The sequence below is a fragment of the Deinococcus radiodurans R1 = ATCC 13939 = DSM 20539 genome (genome assembly GCF_000008565.1).
In the GTDB taxonomy this organism is placed as follows: Bacteria; Deinococcota; Deinococci; order Deinococcales; family Deinococcaceae; genus Deinococcus; species Deinococcus radiodurans.
The window spans coordinates 1,225,281-1,241,167 of record NC_001263.1; the positions used below are offsets into that span (position 1 = coordinate 1,225,281).

A 15,887-nucleotide genomic window follows, 5' to 3' on the forward strand; every position below is an offset into this window, starting at 1 on the left:
GAGCACAAAAAGGGCCTGCCGAGTGGCTCATTTCGCCAGTTCAGCAGGCACTCTTTTCTTGGTTCAGCGTGCAGCCAGTCTCGCCAGATACGCCTCGCCGCGCGGGGTCAGCCGCAGCAGGTGCAGGGGCGGCGTCTCACCGCTGTCGGCGTTGCGGCACAGGCTCTTGAGCGAGCAGGGACCGCAGGCGCACGCCCCGGCGCCCTGGGCGGCTTCCTGCACGTAGCCGCCCGCGAAAAGGGTCTGGAGCATTCCCTCGAGCGCGGCGGGCGTGCTGCCGAGGGTCCGGGCGAGTTCCGCCGGCGTGCGCGGCTCGTGGGCGATGGTTTGCAGCACCGTAGCGAGGTGAGGAGCTGGTGCAGTGGCTGGCGCTTCGTCCGACGCCCGTCGTGACCAGGGCCACATCACAACAGCCCCCGCGCAATCTGGTACACGATGAACGCCGTCACCCAGGCGATGATGAGCTGATAGGCGACGGTCAGCCACGCGACCCGGCGCCCGTGTTCCTGCGCGATGGCGCCCACCGTCACGATGCAGGGGGTGTAGAGCAGCACGAACACCAGGTAGGACAGCCCCGACGCGGGGGTAAAGGCCCGTGAGAGCGCGGCGGCCAGCGGCGACTTCTGGTCCGCCGTGGTGTCGGTGCCGAAGCTGGGCAGTGCGAGCACGGTGGGAAGGGCACTCACGCTCGCTTTGACCGCGTCCCAGGTGGCGAGGGCGGCGTTTTCCAGGCCAGTGAGCAGACCCACTGGGGCGGGCGCGGCAGCCTGTTCACCCAGGTAAATCTGCCCTAGCGTGCCCACGACGACTTCCTTGGCGATAAAGCCCGGCACCAGCGCTCCGGTCGCCTGCCAGTCGCCGAAGCCCAGCGGCGCGAAGATGGGCGAGGCCGCCTGCGCGACCTTGCCGAATACGCTGTCTTGCGGCGGCACGGTGGCGAAGTGTCCGCCGCTCACGGCGGGCAGCGCCAGCAGGAACCACACCCCCGCCACCGTCGCGAGCACCGTGGTCCGGGCGCGGCGGGCAAAGCTCGCGGTGCGGCGCCAGGCGTGTTTCCACAGCACCTTCCAGGCAGGGAAGCGGTAGGGCGGCAGCTCGAGCAGCACCCCGCCGCCCTCCGACGGGTACGAGGTCTTTCTCAGCACCCAGGCGAAGGCGAAGGCGACCAGCATCCCCAGCACGTACATGCCCCAGACCACCCAGCTCCCACTACGCGGAAAGAGCGCGGCGGCAAAAATCACGTACACCGGCAGGCGGGCCGAGCAGCTCATGAAGGGCAAAATCATGCTGACCACGATCCGGTCGCTGCGGCGCTCGAGCGTGCGGGTGGCACTCACGGCGGGCACGTTGCACCCGAAGCCCAGAATCAGCGGAATAAAGGCGCGCCCGTCGAGCCCCAGCGAGCGCATCGCCCGGTCCATCAGGAAGGCGGCGCGGGCCATGTAGCCGCTGTCTTCCAGAAAGCTCATGGCGAGGTAAAGGACGAGCAGGGTGGGCAGGAAGCTCAGCACCGTGCCGACCCCCGGAATGATGGCGCCCACCACGATGTCACGCCCCAGCGGGAACCACGCGAGCGCGGCGGCGGCCCATCCCGCCACGGTTTCTTGCAGCGGCCCGCCGATGAGGTCCACGAAGGGCGCGGCCACGCTGAAGGTCAGCCGGAAGACGAGCAGCACGAGCGCCAGAAACAGCGGCACGCCGAGCACCGGGTGCAGGGTCAGCCGGTCGAGTTTTTCCGACAGGGTGCGCCGCGCCTGCACCTGCGGCACCGCCAGCCGGGCGAGGTCGCCAGCGCGGGCGTAGCGGGCCTCGGCAATGTCGATGAGGGCGTCTATCCCCTGCGCGTCGAGGGCTTTGAGGTGCCCGTCAGCGCGTTCGATGAGGTCGAGGTGTCCGGTGGCGCTCAGGCGTCCGCGCACGCTGGGGTCGCCTTCGAGCAGGGCCAGGGCGATGTAGCGCCAGGCGTGCGGCGGCAGCGTGGCCTGCTCGCTCATGCGGCGGGTGAGGTCGGTCACGGCGGCCTCGATGGGCTGCGGGTAGCGCACGCCGATGCCCAGCGTGGCGCCGTCGAGTGCCTGCGTCAGCACCCGGTCGGTGCCCCGGCCCCGGTTGGCGACCGTTTCGGTGACCGGCACGCCCAGCGCCCGCGAGAGCGCGGCGGCGTCCACTTCCATGCCTTTTTCCCGCGCCTCGTCAATCAGGTTGAGCGCCACCGCCACCGGCACCTGAAAGTCGAGCAGTTGCAGGGTGAGGTAGAGGTTGCGTTCCAGATTGCCCGCGTCGAGCACGTTCAGAATCACGTCGGGCGCCTCGTCGAGCAGGGCGGTGCGGGTCACGAGTTCTTCGGGGGTGTGGGGGCTGAGCGAGTAGGCGCCGGGCAGGTCGAGCAGTTGCACGTCGCGCCCGCCGACCCGCAGCCGCGCTTCGCGCTTTTCCACCGTGACCCCGGCCCAGTTGCCGACCTTGAGGTTGGTCCCGGCGACGGCGTTGATGAGGGTCGTCTTGCCGGTGTTGGGGTTGCCGACCACGACCACGCGCGGCTCACTCACCTCGCGCAGCCGGGCCAGGGTGCGGCGGCAGGCGTCCTCGTCGGGCAGACGCGGGGCGGTGAGGGGGGCTTCAGGGAGCGGCAGCCCCGGCGTGAGGGCCGTCATTGCCGCACCCGGATGCCGTGCAAGTCGGCGCGGCGCAGCGCGAGGTCGGTGCTGCCCACCCGCAGCTCTATCGGGTCGCCGAGCGGGGCGCGGCGCACCACCACCACCTTCGCCCCGCGCACGAACCCCAGTTCCAGCAGCCGCCGCCGCAGCGGATGATTCCGGTCCAGGGAAACGATATGTCCCGCCTCTCCGGGCCGCAGCTCATCCAACGCATACTCGTTCATACCCGAGCAGTTTACTCGGATTTACGCAAAGTGAAAGCGCAGGTGTCCCGGTTGTCCAGTTTTGTCAGGAAGGGTCGGGGGCGGCGAGGTCGAGCACGAAGGGCGTTTTCAGCCCTGCCGCCGCCACCTCTCGGGCCACTGCCGGGGCAAAATTCAGCGCCAGCACCGCCTGATAGGTGCGTCGGGCGAGGTCGCGTTCGCCCAGGGCGTCGCGCACCTGCCCCAGTCGGGCGAGGACCAGCCCCGCCAGCGAACGCGGGTGCTCGGGTGGCAGCGCGTGGGCGGCGCGTTCAAGCCAGCCGCGAGCCGCTTCCAGCTCGCCGGAAGCGAAATAGAGGTTCGCCGTCGCCGCGTCGAGTTCGGCGCGGGGCGTCACCCGGTCGCCGGTTTCGCGCTCCAGCGCGGCGAGCAGGGCGGCGGGGTCGTCTTCCTCGTGCAGTTGCCAGGCGCGGTCGGCCAGGGCGCGGACACGGCTCGCCTCGCCGGGAACGAAGCCGAGCACTTCCAGCAGTGCGGCCCCCGGCAGTCGGTCGAGCAGCCCCGGCAGGTCGTCGAGCGGAGCGAGCAGGACGCCGGACAGCTCAGCGGCGAGCGCGGCCAGTTCGTCCAGTCGCCGGGCGTGCCAGCGGGTGCCGGGGCCTTCGTCGAGCGCGGCGGCAGTGGCGGCATGGTACTCGCGGGCGGCGCTCAGCAGGGGGCCGCCGAACACGTCGGCGGTGGTGAGCGGCTCTCCCAGGCGCGCGGCCAGTTCAGCTTCGGCTCGCGCGGCGTTTTGCAGGCGTTCGCGGCCCTGCGGGTACATGTTGAGGAAGGTGATGAGCTGCTCGTGCTCGGCGTCCGCCCAGCCCCAGTCGGGCAGCGGCAGCTCGCGCACGGTGACGCCAGCGGCACCCGAGCCGCTCGAAGTTCACCCGCCGGTGGAATAACGCCCGCCTGTCAGCCCCCGTAACTTTGCCGCAGTCGCCCCAGCCCCGCTCGCCAGCCGATGCGCTGCGGGGGCAGCTCGTCGAGTCTCACCGCCCGCAGGCTGCGCTCATGCAGGCCGCGTAGGAGCAGGTCGAGCAGTTCGGGCGTGACTGCCGGGCCGTCGTGCAGCAGGACGACGCTGCCGGGGCGCACACGGGCGAGGGTCTGCGCGGCGAGGTCGGCGGCGGGCGCGTCCGTCCAGTCGCGGCCCTCGGTGTCCCACAGGGCAATCTCATGTCCGGCGAGGCGCGCGAGCAGCCGGGTCAGCGGGCTGTGTCCGCCGTAGGGGGGGCGGTAGAGCGTCCCGCCGCCGGGGTGCCAGCGCACCTGCTCCCACTCCTGCCAGGGCGCGAGCAGCAGCGCGTGCCGGTGCCAGCGGCCATGCGACTCGAGCTGGTGTCCGGCGCCCCGCAGCGCCCGCAGCTCGGCGGGCAGAGCGCGGGCGTGCGACTCCAGCACGAAAAAAGTCGCCTGCGCATCATGCCGCGCCAGCACCGCCAGCAGCTCCGGCGTGCGCTCTGAAGGGCCATCGTCGAAGGTGAGCGCCACCCGGTCGGCGGCGGTCCCGGCGCCCAGGGCCCTAAACCCGGCGGCGCGGCCCAGCAGGTCGGCGAGGGTGACGGCGAGCAGGCCCGCGCCGAGGGCCCCGAGCAGCGCCCGGCGCTTCACAGCTGTGGGGTCTCGGACGGCGGGGCGCTGGCGACTTCCGGGTCGAGCGGGCCGCCTGCCGGCGTATCGAACGCGCGCCGGAACAGCACGTAGCCGAGGGTGGCGAGCAGCGCGAGGCCGGAGCCCGCTATGAAGGGGCCGGGCACCCCCAGCGTGCGGTAGGCGAAGCCGCCGAGCAGCGGCCCCAGCGAGGTGCCCAGGTTTTCCACCGTCATCAGGGTGCCCCAGGCGGCGGGGCGCTGCGCTTCGGGCAGGCGCTGCGCGACCAGGGCGGCCCAGCCCGGCGCGATAAAGGCGTAGCCCAGCCCCGCCAGCATGGCAAGCGGATACAGCGCCCAGACGGCGGGCCGCAGCGCGATGCCGCCGAGCGCCAGCGCGAGACTGGCAAACCCCAGCGTGACCGTCAGGCGGGCGCGGCCCTGGTCGGCGAGCTTGCCGGTCAGAGGCATCGAACCGAAGGCCACCGCGCCGCCCAGCCCCAGCAGCGCCACCAGGCCCCAGTAGGTGAGCCCCAGCTCCTTGTAGAGCGTGAACATCAGCGGCCCGAGCAGCGTCATCGTCAGGGTCTGCAAAAAGGCCGCCGGAATCAGGGGCGCCAGGGCCTGCGCCGCCACCTTGACCCCCTGGCGCCGGTCGGTCGGGGCCGCCGGATTCTGGGTCGGGGCGGGCGCCGTCCGCAGCCGCTGAGGCAGCAGCAGGCTCAGCAGCAGCGACGCGGTGAGCAGCCCCAAGCACAGCCCGAACACGGCGCTGCGCGGGGCGTCGGCCAGGGCGCCCAGGGTCAGCACGCTCAGGCCGACAAATGGCATCACGCTCATGGACACGGCGGTCAGCACCCGGCCCTGGTGGGTGGGCTGGGCCGAGTCGGTGGTCAAGCTCATCACGGCGGGCCACAGCGGACTGAACCCGATGCCGTGCAGCGCGGCGGCGAGCAGCAGCACCCAGCCGGTGTGGGTCACGCTCATCAGAACCAGGGCGAGCAGACTCAGCGCCGCGCCCGCGAGCACCACCGGACGCAGCCCGAAGCGCAGCAGCGCCGCGCCCGCTGGGCCGCGCATGGCGGTGTCGGCAATGAAGTGCGCGGTAAAGGCCGAGGCGCCGAACACCACCGCGTCGGCCTTGGGCAGGCCCAGCAACTTGCTCGCCGCCTGCGGCAGATACCCGGCATACAGCCCACTGCGCACGAACTCGGCGCAGGAGAGCAGCAAGACCCCGGCAAGCACCCGCCGCAACGTGCCGGGACGCAGCGGCACCCGCGCCCGCAGGCCAGCGGCCCCGGTCATGCGCGGCCCCCCGGTGTCCAGGCCTGTGTGACGCTGCTCACCTTGTGGCCTGCTACCCTGGGCCGGTGCCAGAGTTTTCGGTCATCATTCCCGCCCGCAATGAAGCGGCGTATCTGCCGGGAACCCTCAGGGCACTGGAGCGTCAGACCCTGGCGCCCGCCGAGGTGATCGTGGTGGACAACGCCAGCCGCGACCAGACCGCCCAGATCGCGCGCTCGTGGGGCGCCCAGGTGCTGAGTTGCCCCGAGGGCGGCGTGGCCCGCGCCCGGCAACTGGGGTTGGACACGGCGCGCAGCAGTTGGGTGGCGACCACCGACGCCGACTCGCTGCCGGCCCCCGGCTGGCTGGCGGCCTACGCGCAGGCGGCGCTGCTCGCCGGGGGCTACCCCGAGGTCGAGGCCTACGAGGACGTGATTCTGGGGCAGAACCTGGCCCGGCTGGGCGAGATCGGCTACGTGCCGCGTGCCCTGGTCGAAACGAGTGCCCGGCGTCTGGACCGGGGGGTGGGACCTTTCCTGATTCAACATCTGCGCAACCTCACCGGCCATACACGGGGTTATTTCGGGGACGACCGGCTGCCTCCGCCGGAGCACTGAGTCCGTCCGCCCTGGGGTCATCCGGCGACTCTGGCGGCAGGCCCAGCGTGCGGGCATACACCGCCAGCACCTGCCGCGCCACTCCGGCGGGCGTGGTGCGGCCTCCGAACTCGCGGGCCTGGCGGGAAAAGCGGGCGTACTGCTCGGGCGATTCCAGCAGCTCGCGGGCGCGGCGCACGAGTTCGGGCACGTCGCCGGGCGCCGTCAGATACCCGCTGTAGCCGCTTTGCACGCCGGTCAGGGTGCCGCGCGCGCCCACCGCGACCACCGGCACGCCCATCAACTGCGCTTCTTGCAGCACTAAGCCCTGGGTTTCGGTGTCGGAGGCGAAGACGAACAGCTCGGCGAGGCGGTAGTACGCCCCGATTTCGGTCCAGGGCCGCACGCCCACGAAGGTGACGTGCTCCGCGACGCCGAGCCGCTGGGCATGGTCTTCGAGGTGGGTGCGTTCCGGGCCTTCTCCCAGAATGACCAGGTGGGCACCGGGCAGATCCGCGAGCGTGTCGAGCACGAGGTCGAAGCGCTTTTCGCGGGCGAGGCGCCCCACCGTCAGCAGCCGGCGCGTGCCGGGCGGCCAGGGGCTGGCGATGGGCGGCGCGGCTTCGAGCACCGCCGGGTCGATGCTGGTCGGAATGACCACCGCGTCGGTGATGCCCGCCTGCCGCAGCGTGTCGAGCGTGCCGGCGGTGGGCGTAATCACGGCGTCGGCCTCGCCGTAGAGCCGCCCGACGACTTTGGGCATGAAATGCACCGCGCGGTTGAGCTGCGTCATGCCCGGCACGTAGTGGGTGTAAGCCTCCAGGTGGGTGTGATAGGTCGCCACGTGCGGCACCCCCCACTTGCGCGCCAGCCGCGCTCCGGCGAGGCCCAGGGTGAGCGGCGTATGGGTGTGAATCAGGTCGTAGCGCTGCTCGAATGACCGCCGGCCCGGCCAGGCGAGGCGGTAGGTCGGCAGCAGCGGGTAGCGCACGCTCGCCACCCGGCGCACGTCGGGGCGGCGGTCGAGATGCTCCGGAAAGCGCGGGGCGACCACGTCCACCTGATGCCCCAGGGCGCGCAGTTCGTCGCTCAGCAAACAGACGCTGGTCACGATGCCGTTCTGGTCGGGGAGAAAAGTGTCGGTAAACAGGCCGATTCTCAGAGGGTTCATAACGCCTTGCCCCGGACCCGGAAAGAGGAAACCTGAAGCATCTGCCCAGGAGCATACGCCGAAAGAACATGAGACGGCGGCGGGGCCCGCCGGGGTGCTTTAGAGTCGGGGCCATGAGCCGTTTTGCCGGGCCGCCGCATGAGCATGAGCCACTGCACGGGAGGCCCGCCCATGCCGGGGCCCTCTGGTCGCCGCTGCTGCGCGCGGGCGCGTTCGGAGCGCTGCGCGGTGGGCATCCAGGCCACCCGGCGCTCGGCGTGACGGTGCCGGTGCAGGGCGCCGCTGAACTGGGACGCGCCCTCGACCTGCTGGCAGAAGCGGGCCTCCGCGTCACCCTGCTGTGTCCACCCTTGCTCGCGACTGAGGCGTCGGAGTTGCTGTGGGCCGCGACCCGTGCCGGACACGAAATCGCGGGCGACGGGCCGGTGCGCGACGTGGCATTGTTGCAGGCCGTCGCCGGGCAGCGGGTCACGGCGTGGCGGCTACCTCCGGCAGCCCAGTCCGGCGCGGCGCTGCGGGAACTCGCGGCCTGGGGGGTTCACCCGCTGCCCCCCGCGCTGGGCGCCTCCGAACCGGGCGGCACAGTAGAAGTTACCCCCGCCGCTCTGCCGGCCCAGGCAAGAGATTGGCGCGCGCGCGGCTACCGCCTGCTGCCGGTGCGCGAGCTGCCGGGATTGCGGGAAGCGACCCCCGCCGACCTTGCCCAGCACGTTTATCTGCGGCTGGTCGAGGACCGCTTTACCGCGCAGAGCCACGTCATTGACCTCACCGGGCGGGCGGACGGGGTGATGCGAATCGCCCCGCTCGACCATGCGCCGCCGCCGCTGCCAGTCCCGCGAGATACGCCTACCGCCGAGCTGCACCTGCATTCGCCCCGCGTCGTGGGGCTCGCCGCCCGCAGTCCGCTGACCGCCTACCGCGCCTACGCCCGCAGCTGGGCCGACGTGGCCCACGCCCTGCAAACCCGTCCCGAACTGGCCGACGCGCAGGTCATTTTCGGCGTGTCGCTTTTTTTCGGGCCAATGGAAAAGGCGGGCTTTACCCTGGTTGAGCTGCCGCCCCTGCAAGCCCGCTGGTATGGCCTGGGCTTCCGGCTGCTGCGGCTCGCTACGGCACCGCCCGCCCGCCCAGCGAGGGGCTGCCGAAGATGGCCTGGATGACTCGCGAGGCGTTTCTGGCGCGGCACGGCAAGGCGGGAAAAAAAGGGAATTGAGGCTCAGCCCGGCAGCTCGAACACCAGCGTCGTGCCCCGGCCCGGCGCGCTGTCCACCGTGAGCTGCCCGCCGGCAAGCGCCACCCTCTCGCGCAGACCGAGCAGACCGAGGTGCCCGGCCTGGGCCCGCGCTTCGGCCTGCTCTGGGGTAAAGCCCTGGCCGTCGTCGCTGACCCGCAGGCTGACGCCGCTCTCGCCGAAGGTGATGCGGAGTGCGGCACTCGCGGCGTGGGCGTGTTTGTCCACGTTGCTCAGGGCTTCCTGTGCGAGTCGGAACACCGTGAGTTCGGCGGCGGGCGACAGGCGCCGCTCGGGGCCGCTGACCTCCAGTCGGGCGGCGGTCTGTGCCTGCGATGCCAGCCATTCCAGCGCCGGCAGCAGCCCGAGGTCGTCGAGCACTGAGGGCCGCAGATTGCGGGCGAAGCGCCGCACACTTTCGATGGCGGTGTCGAGGTCGGCGCGGATGTCGTCGGCGCGCTCCCGCTGCGGGCCGTCGAGGTCGCGGGCGAGCCGGGCGACGCGCCGGGCGGTGGCGATCAACACCTGCGCCGTGTCGTCGTGCAGCTCACGGCTGATGCGCCGCCGCTCCTCTTCCTGCGCCTGGGTAAAGAGGGCGAGGTAACTGCGCAGCTCGCTCTGACGGCTGGTCGCGGCTTCGAGCGCCTGCCCGCGTCGGGCGATTTCGTCGGCCAGCGTCTGCAACTCGGAGAGGTCACGCGCCACCAGCAGCACGCCTCCGGCCCCCAGACCGCCCGGTCCGCTGCCCTGCACCGCGCTCAGCCGCACTTCCAGCCGGTAGCCCGCCACTGTGATTTCGGCACGGCCCCCGGCGGGATGGGCGAGCGCCATGTCCCAGGCAAGGTGCAGCGCCTCGCGGGTGGCGGGCGTCGGCAGCGCGAGCAGCGGCGCGCCGGTCAGCGGGCCGGTCAGCGGTTCGAGCAAGCGGCAGGCGGCGGGGTTGGCGTAGGTGACGTTCCCAGCGGCGTCCGCACTCAGAATGAGGTCGTGGGCACCCTCGGCGAGCTGGCGGTAACGGGCCTCCTCGCGCCTGAGCGCCGTGAGCAGCCGCTCGCGGGTCAGCGTGAGTGCGAGTTGGTCGGCCACCGAGCGCGCCAGCCCCAGCACCCGGTCGCCCGGCAATTCGGTGCCGGGGTCGTCGGCGTAGAGGAAGCCCAGCACCTCGCTGCCGTCTTCGCCGCCGATCAAGGGCACGATCACGGCACTCCCCGCCGTCGGCAGGCACACCCGGCGGGTCAGAGGGCGCGGCCCCCGGCCCAATTGCCCGGCGAGGTGCGCGAGGTCTTCGGGAGAGGGGGCGTGCAGGTTGTAGGTGGCGCGGCGCGGCGGCCCGTCCTCGCTGGCCAGGACGAGCAGCCCGCGCCCGGCGCCGAGGGCGAGGGTCACCAGCCGCACAGTCTCGGCCAGGGCCTGTTGCCTCTGAACGGGGTCGCTCTGGTCCTCCCCGAGCAGTTGCCCGACGCCCAGCAGGACGGCGGCTTCGCGCTCGCGGCGCAGTTCTTCTTCGTAGAGCCGGGCGTTTTCGATGGCCAGAGCTCGCCTGCGCGGCGAACACGCTGGCGAGGGCGAGTTCGTCGGCGTCGAGCGGCAACTCGGCGTGCCAGTACAGGGTCAGCACCCCGAACAGCCCCCCGCGCGTGAGCAGCGGCAACCCCAGCACGCCCCGGTAGGGGTACTCGCCCCGCGCCAGCAGGCCGCGCGTGTAGCGGCTGCCTCCGCCCCAGCCCTCGCGCGGCAGGTCGCGGGCGGCAATGGCCTCGCGCTGGGCGGCGACCTGTCCGGTGACGCCCGCCCCGATTTTGGCGCGCACCCGCAGCACGTACTCACTGCTCAGCCCCAGAGCCGAGGTGATGTTGAGGGTGCGTCCGTCGGGCTGCTGCTCGTAGACGGCAGCGGCGTCGGCCTGAAAGAGGGCCTGTGCTCCCTCTAGCACCCGCAGCAGCGTGTCGGACAGGTGCAGGCTGCCCGCCAGCACGGCGCCGGCCTCGCGCAGCGCCTCGGCGGCCTCGCGCTTGCGGGTCTCGATGGCGTAGAGCCGGGCGTTGTCAATCGCCAGACTCGCCTGCTCGGCGAGTGCGAGCACGAGTTGCGCGTCGTCGTCGCTCGCGGCGCTGCCGGGGCGCCGGGTGTCCACGTACAGCAGCCCCAGCGGGTGCCCGCGCGCACTGAGCGGGGCGATGACGGCGGCTTCGGGACTGAGTTCGCGGAGGCTGCGGGCCAGCAACGTGTGCTCGTCGCGCGCCCGCTCGAAACGGATGGTCTCGCCGCGCCGCACCAGTTTCTCGAAGGTGATCGGCCCCACCCCGATGCCGCCGGTGAATGGCCCGTCGAAGCCAAAGGTGAAGATCTCGCCGGTGCGTGCCTGGCTCTCGTTGTATTCGCTGAACAGCCCGACGAAGGCCCGCTCGAACCCCAGTGCCTGCGCCGCCGTTTCCGCCGTGCCGCGCAGGACGACCCCGAGGTCGAGGCTGCCCGCCAGCCGCCGCACCAGGTTTTCGACCGTCTCGGCCATCCGGCCCCGGCCCCGCCGCGCTTCCCGGGCCTGCACCCCTTCGAGGGCCAGCCCCAGCAGCGGCGCGAGGGCGAGCAACTGCGCCTGTCCCTCCTCACTCGCGCCGACGAGTTCCAGCACCCCGCAGCCGAAGGGCAGGGCGCTGAGCATGCCCCCGGTTTGCGGCTGCCGCCGGACAGTGCCTTTTGTGCCAGCGAGCCGTCGCTCAGGGCCAGCCCCCGGCCTTCGCAGGCGACCTCGTGCAGCGCGCCGGCACTGGCGACCCACACCCGCGTGCCGTGGGCGCCGGTCTGCTCGCAGGCGTAGGCGGCCAGCAGCGCCCCGAACGCGGGAACGGTGCTCGCCTGGGCCAGAGCGGGGGGCAGGGCGACCATCAAAATCGGGCCCGAGTCTAGCAGCGGGCCACAGGCGAAAGGCTCAGTCGGACTCGCCCAGCACGTCCGTTTCCCAGAGCAGGTCGCGCCAGACCCACCCGCAGCCCGGAAAGCGCAGGCCCGCTTCGAGCTCGGCGAGTAGGTAAGCCCGCGTGGCGCCAGTGGAGGTGAGGGCGGCAAGTTCACCCAGGTCGCGCTGCCCATCGATCAGCTGCGCGAGCGGGTGCCCCGTCAGGCGCGGCGCGTTCACGTCCAGCCGCAGCCCGAACCAGGCGAATTGTCCGCTGGGCCGGGCCTGCCCGCCGAGAACGGCCTGCGCGAGTGTTTCTGCGAGGGCAATGAGCGATTGGTTGCTCTGGGGCAGGGCGGCGCGCACGCTGCGGCCCTCGGCGGCCTGAAACCCCGGCAAGGGCGCCTGCCAGCGGCGGCTAGGGCTGCCGATCACGGCGCAGATGCGCTGCCATTCGTCGCTGACCCGCGCCCACTCGGCCACGAGCTGCGCATAGGGCAGCAGAGGCGTGCCGCCCTGGGGTCGCACCACGAATTCGAACTCGCCCGCCTGCGGGTCCGGCGGGCAACTCAGCAACGCGTCGAGGCCCAGCCAGTCGAGCACAGCGCCGCTGACGATCTCGCCACGCACCAGCGATAACTGAAAAGGAAGAACATGCCGCCCGGTGACCGCCGCCTGTACGCGCAGCACCCCGGTCTGCCGGGTGCCGTGCAGGAGGTCGAGCAGGTCGGGAAGTTGCAGGTCCTGAAGTTGTCCCCGCAGGGGCGCGGTAGTGGTCACGGAGGCCATTGTAGGCTCAGGAGGTCCGCAGCCCAATAGACAATTTGTAGGCAGCGGCCCCTGTCCGGGGGCTTCCCGTGGCGGTCATTTGTCTTCACAATTGGCCTCTATGCGCCGATATGAAGCGAACCAGGGGGCAAGCATGATCGTCGTGGTCATGTTCACTCTCATCCTGCTGGCTGGAATCCTGGCCGCCACTCTGCGCCTGAGTTTAAGCAGTCGGCAAAGTACAGCAGATCAGGCGGCGACGTTGCAGGCGCAGTACGTCGCAGAGTCGCAGATGGCGATGATCACGCGCCGGCTTCAGGACTATCAGAAATTGCTGACTGCTGAAATTCCCGGCCCCAATGGCGGCAGCATCACCCAGTTGCAGGTGCCGCCCGGAACGACCGTCGCGGACCTTGAAACTTACGCCAAGCAATTTTGCAACAAAGCGAGTGTGACTAACCCCTGGGCCGCGACCAGTGCTTACGCGGCTGCGCGTTCTACGCTTGATGACCAGCTTTACCCTGACGCGAAAGAGTGCGTGGTCGACACGACGGTCAACAACGCTGATCAATTTTCGGTTCTCGCTGATCTGGTCACGCCGCAGGCCTACAACGTCCTCGAAGATGCCACCGAACGCCCCAGCGATATCAACGATCCGGCGACCGTCAAGGCGTGGTGGAAAACCCTGCTGACGACCGACATCGGCACCACAAACTGGCGTCTGGGGGTCCGCGCCCTGCGAGTGGTACAGCTGTCGCCCACGGTCTACCGCTTTTTCTTCGGGGTTCAGAATGCACGGGCGCGCGGCATCGTCGGGAACGCTACACGTGTCATGACGGCATCGCGGGCGAACGACGGCGAGTGGTGGTTTCAGATCGAGTTGCCCAGCCTGCTCGAAGACGTGCTCATGACCAATCATCACCGCTCTCAGCCCCCCAGCAGTTCGAATTACGATCCGGCAGGAGCACCTAGTGTGAACTTCACTGACCAACGCTTTGACGGCTCTATTCACACCAACGAGAAATTTCTTTTCGATACCAACGCGAGCGCCCAGTTTCTCGAGCGAGTGAGCAGTGTCGGCTGCACGGACCTGCCGCGCGACGGACGCCCGGCCAGCGGTGACTGTGCCAAAACAGCCGGGGTGTATATCGGTAATGTGCTCCAGACACCGCCCAGTACGGAAGATACCAACGCTAAGCGGAGCAAGTGGATCACCGATAAGGTGGCTGCGTCACCACGCACGGTTGGTTTCGTCAAAATGCCAGACGACAGCACGCAAATTAATTATTCCAAAGTCAATTTTACCGCTGACTACAAACCTTTGCCGGAAAATGCCAGCGATCAGATGGCGGCAGCAAACAGCGCGGGCCTTTCTCTCAGCGGTCAAGTGGACTCAGTTGAACTGAAGGCCGCCAACGGGAGCGGCACCCCCCTCTCAAGCTATGCCAACAGCAAGTGGGCTGAGGCCTCCGGCGATATCTATCAGTACATCACCGTCAAACGGCGTGAGGTGACCCGGAACTGCACGACTTCAAATTGGCAACAGCAAGATTACTGGAGCTGGTTTAAGTACTACCCCACCCAAACTTACGTAGACTGGCCCAGTTCCGATCCGGAAACAGGCACTTCGCTTAAGACATACACTAAGCCGCATTATTATGTCAGGACTGTAACATGTCAGAACACTGCTTCTAACACCGTTATTACCGACGAGTACCGCTATGGACCCGACATGGTTTTGAAGAAAAAACCGGCAGGCGGCACGTGGGCACAGGCAACGACCTTTCAGGATAATTTCAATGGGGTCATCTACGGGCAGAACATGACCAATGTTTCCGGTCCGGCGCGTATCAGTGGCGATACCACCGGGGCGCTGGACAAGGCGCCGCCCGCCTTGGCTTCGTTTGCCAAGATCACCCTCGCTGCGAGCGGCGACATCGGCATCGCTTCTGACCTGACCGTGTCGGAAACGCCCTGTACCTTCTCCGAAACAAAGGCCACCCCGCCCTGCACCCGCAATCCCGGCAACGTCCTGGGCATCTACAGCCAGAACGGCAACGTCATTGTGCGGACGACGACGCCCAGAAACGTCAACGTTCACGCCGCAATTATGGCGAGTACTGGTCAGGCGACGGTTGAGAACTATAATTCACGGCCTCAGAGCGGCAGCGTTAAGCTGATCGGCAGCCTGATCGAGAACTGGTATGGGGCTTTCGGAACGTACGGCAGCGGAAGTGGAACCGGCTATGGGCGTGACTTCACCTACGACACCCGCCTCAACAAAGGCACGACCCCCCCGTTCTTCCCTGTTTCGCCCCGCTGGAACGTAAAGCCGGCCTCGGCTGTGTCCACCAATAGCCTGTCGAGCATTGTGCCGCTGACGACTTCTTCCAGAGGGATTTCTTTCCAATGAAAGATCGTGGACAATCGGGGATGACTCTTATTGAACTGCTGGTTGTCATAGCGATCATCGGTATTTTGATGGGTCTGTTCGGCTGGAATCTTGTGCGAAGCATTCGGGCTGCCGAGCTGCGGGAAGCGGCGACTCAGGTGGCGGTGGATCTACGCCAGGCGCGCTCGCAGGCGCAGCGGGGCAGCAGAGATATTGTTGTCGTGTTGCCGGGGAGTACAGGCGGAACCACCTATAGGTTCGACACGGACGTTAAAACCATTCCCAACAATGTGCAGCTGATCTGCAAATCGAATTGCGGCACCGGCACGACGACGAACATCACTTATCAGGCACCGTACGGCGAATTGGGCGCTATAGGGAGCATCTATACCGTCAGGAGCCCCATGAACGGAATTGGCGATTATGAAATCAGAATCGTGGGCGTAACCGGCAAAGTCATTCTTGCTAAAGCGGGGTCCTGAATGGGTTTTCAAGACAAAGGTCAATCGAAAGTCTACGAACAGGGCTTCACGATTATCGAAATTCTGGTCGCCATTGCACTTCTGGGCATCCTGACTGCGGTGCTGACTGCAACTTTGACCGGCTCGCTCAGCCTCAACAGGCAGTCGCAAAAGCAACTCGACACCACCACGCAGGTTCAGGGCGTCCTGGAAAATGTGCGTGCTGCCTGGAAAACGCAGAGCAACTATGACAATGCCTGTGCCCCCGGCGTCACGTTGCCGAGTGGCTACAGCATCAAGTTCATCAACTTGAACTCGCGTGCCGCGCCCCTCAAAGCGGACGGGACCCTCTGGCAGGCGCCTGACCCCAATCCCACCAAAGCTGGCCCGCCCAGCAACACAGTCAACGTCCAGGCAACCTGTACAGCGGCAACGGGAGCACAGGTGGGAAGTGGCACAGCTTTGTCGGTGCCTGCCATGCGACGGCTTGTGGTGCAATCGGGGACGACGGGAACAAACGGCACCCAGGTTGTTGGCCCGCAGGATTTTTCGCTTACTGTCGATGTTCTGAGGCCGCAATAATGAACTGCTCAG

At 68.8% G+C, this 15,887-nt stretch carries 13 protein-coding genes and 1 pseudogene; 5 read left to right on the forward strand and 9 right to left on the reverse strand.

The window, feature by feature from the left end:
* Positions 1-63 precede the first annotated feature (63 nt).
* From DR_RS06285 to DR_RS06310, 6 genes are all read right to left on the reverse strand, one after another.
* Complete coding sequence (locus DR_RS06285; protein WP_051618878.1) at positions 64-405, reverse strand: helix-turn-helix domain-containing protein; 342 nt, start codon at positions 403-405, stop codon at positions 64-66.
* Positions 405-2,654, reverse strand: coding sequence for a ferrous iron transport protein B (feoB, locus tag DR_RS06290; RefSeq protein ID WP_010887862.1), 2,250 nt, complete (start codon positions 2,652-2,654; stop codon positions 405-407). The genes DR_RS06285 and feoB overlap by 1 nt, the downstream gene beginning before the upstream one ends.
* Complete coding sequence (locus tag DR_RS06295) at positions 2,651-2,881, reverse strand: FeoA family protein (protein WP_010887863.1); 231 nt, start codon at positions 2,879-2,881, stop codon at positions 2,651-2,653. The genes feoB and DR_RS06295 overlap by 4 nt, the downstream gene beginning before the upstream one ends.
* A gap of 64 nt (positions 2,882-2,945) precedes the next feature.
* Positions 2,946-3,755: a hypothetical protein gene (locus DR_RS06300; protein WP_200859939.1), complete on the reverse strand. Its 810-nt coding sequence runs from the start codon at positions 3,753-3,755 to the stop codon at positions 2,946-2,948.
* Between the two features lie 62 nt (positions 3,756-3,817).
* Complete coding sequence (locus DR_RS06305) at positions 3,818-4,516, reverse strand: polysaccharide deacetylase family protein (protein WP_010887865.1); 699 nt, start codon at positions 4,514-4,516, stop codon at positions 3,818-3,820.
* Entirely contained in the window at positions 4,513-5,799 is a 1,287-nt protein-coding gene (locus tag DR_RS06310; protein WP_010887866.1) for an MFS transporter, read from the reverse strand. The genes DR_RS06305 and DR_RS06310 overlap by 4 nt, the downstream gene beginning before the upstream one ends.
* Before the next feature lie 65 nt (positions 5,800-5,864).
* On the opposite strand from DR_RS06310, the gene DR_RS06315 reads away from it, so the two are divergent.
* On the forward strand, positions 5,865-6,395 hold the full coding sequence (locus DR_RS06315) for a glycosyltransferase (RefSeq protein WP_164927961.1): 531 nt from the start codon (positions 5,865-5,867) through the stop codon (positions 6,393-6,395).
* On the opposite strand, the gene DR_RS06320 is transcribed toward DR_RS06315, so the two are convergent.
* Positions 6,337-7,545, reverse strand: a complete 1,209-nt coding sequence (locus DR_RS06320; protein ID WP_010887868.1) for a glycosyltransferase family 4 protein — start codon at positions 7,543-7,545, stop codon at positions 6,337-6,339. The two genes, DR_RS06315 and DR_RS06320, sit on opposite strands and share 59 nt — an antisense overlap.
* A gap of 113 nt (positions 7,546-7,658) precedes the next feature.
* Between DR_RS06320 and DR_RS06325 the strand changes: the two genes are divergently transcribed.
* Positions 7,659-8,705: a Sectered polysaccharide deacetylase gene (locus tag DR_RS06325; protein WP_234944685.1), complete on the forward strand. Its 1,047-nt coding sequence runs from the start codon at positions 7,659-7,661 to the stop codon at positions 8,703-8,705.
* A 56-nt stretch (positions 8,706-8,761) separates the two neighbouring features.
* Here DR_RS06325 and DR_RS06330 read toward each other — a convergent pair.
* Positions 8,762-11,662, reverse strand: a pseudogene (locus DR_RS06330) (GAF domain-containing protein).
* 43 nt (positions 11,663-11,705) lie between these two features.
* A complete protein-coding gene (locus DR_RS06335; protein WP_373969211.1) occupies positions 11,706-12,452 on the reverse strand; it encodes a DUF4388 domain-containing protein in 747 nt (248 codons plus the stop codon).
* Positions 12,453-12,594: 142 nt separating this feature from the next.
* Here DR_RS06335 and DR_RS06340 point away from each other — a divergent pair, with 142 nt between their 5' ends.
* From DR_RS06340 to DR_RS06350, 3 genes are read left to right on the forward strand one after another with little or no spacing between them, the layout of a single operon-like run.
* Entirely contained in the window at positions 12,595-14,853 is a 2,259-nt protein-coding gene (locus DR_RS06340) for a hypothetical protein (protein WP_162177751.1), read from the forward strand.
* Entirely contained in the window at positions 14,850-15,314 is a 465-nt protein-coding gene (locus DR_RS06345; RefSeq protein WP_010887875.1) for a type II secretion system protein, read from the forward strand. The genes DR_RS06340 and DR_RS06345 overlap by 4 nt, the downstream gene beginning before the upstream one ends.
* On the forward strand, positions 15,315-15,875 hold the full coding sequence (locus tag DR_RS06350; RefSeq protein WP_010887876.1) for a type II secretion system protein: 561 nt from the start codon (positions 15,315-15,317) through the stop codon (positions 15,873-15,875).
* The last annotated feature ends 12 nt before the right edge of the window (positions 15,876-15,887 follow it).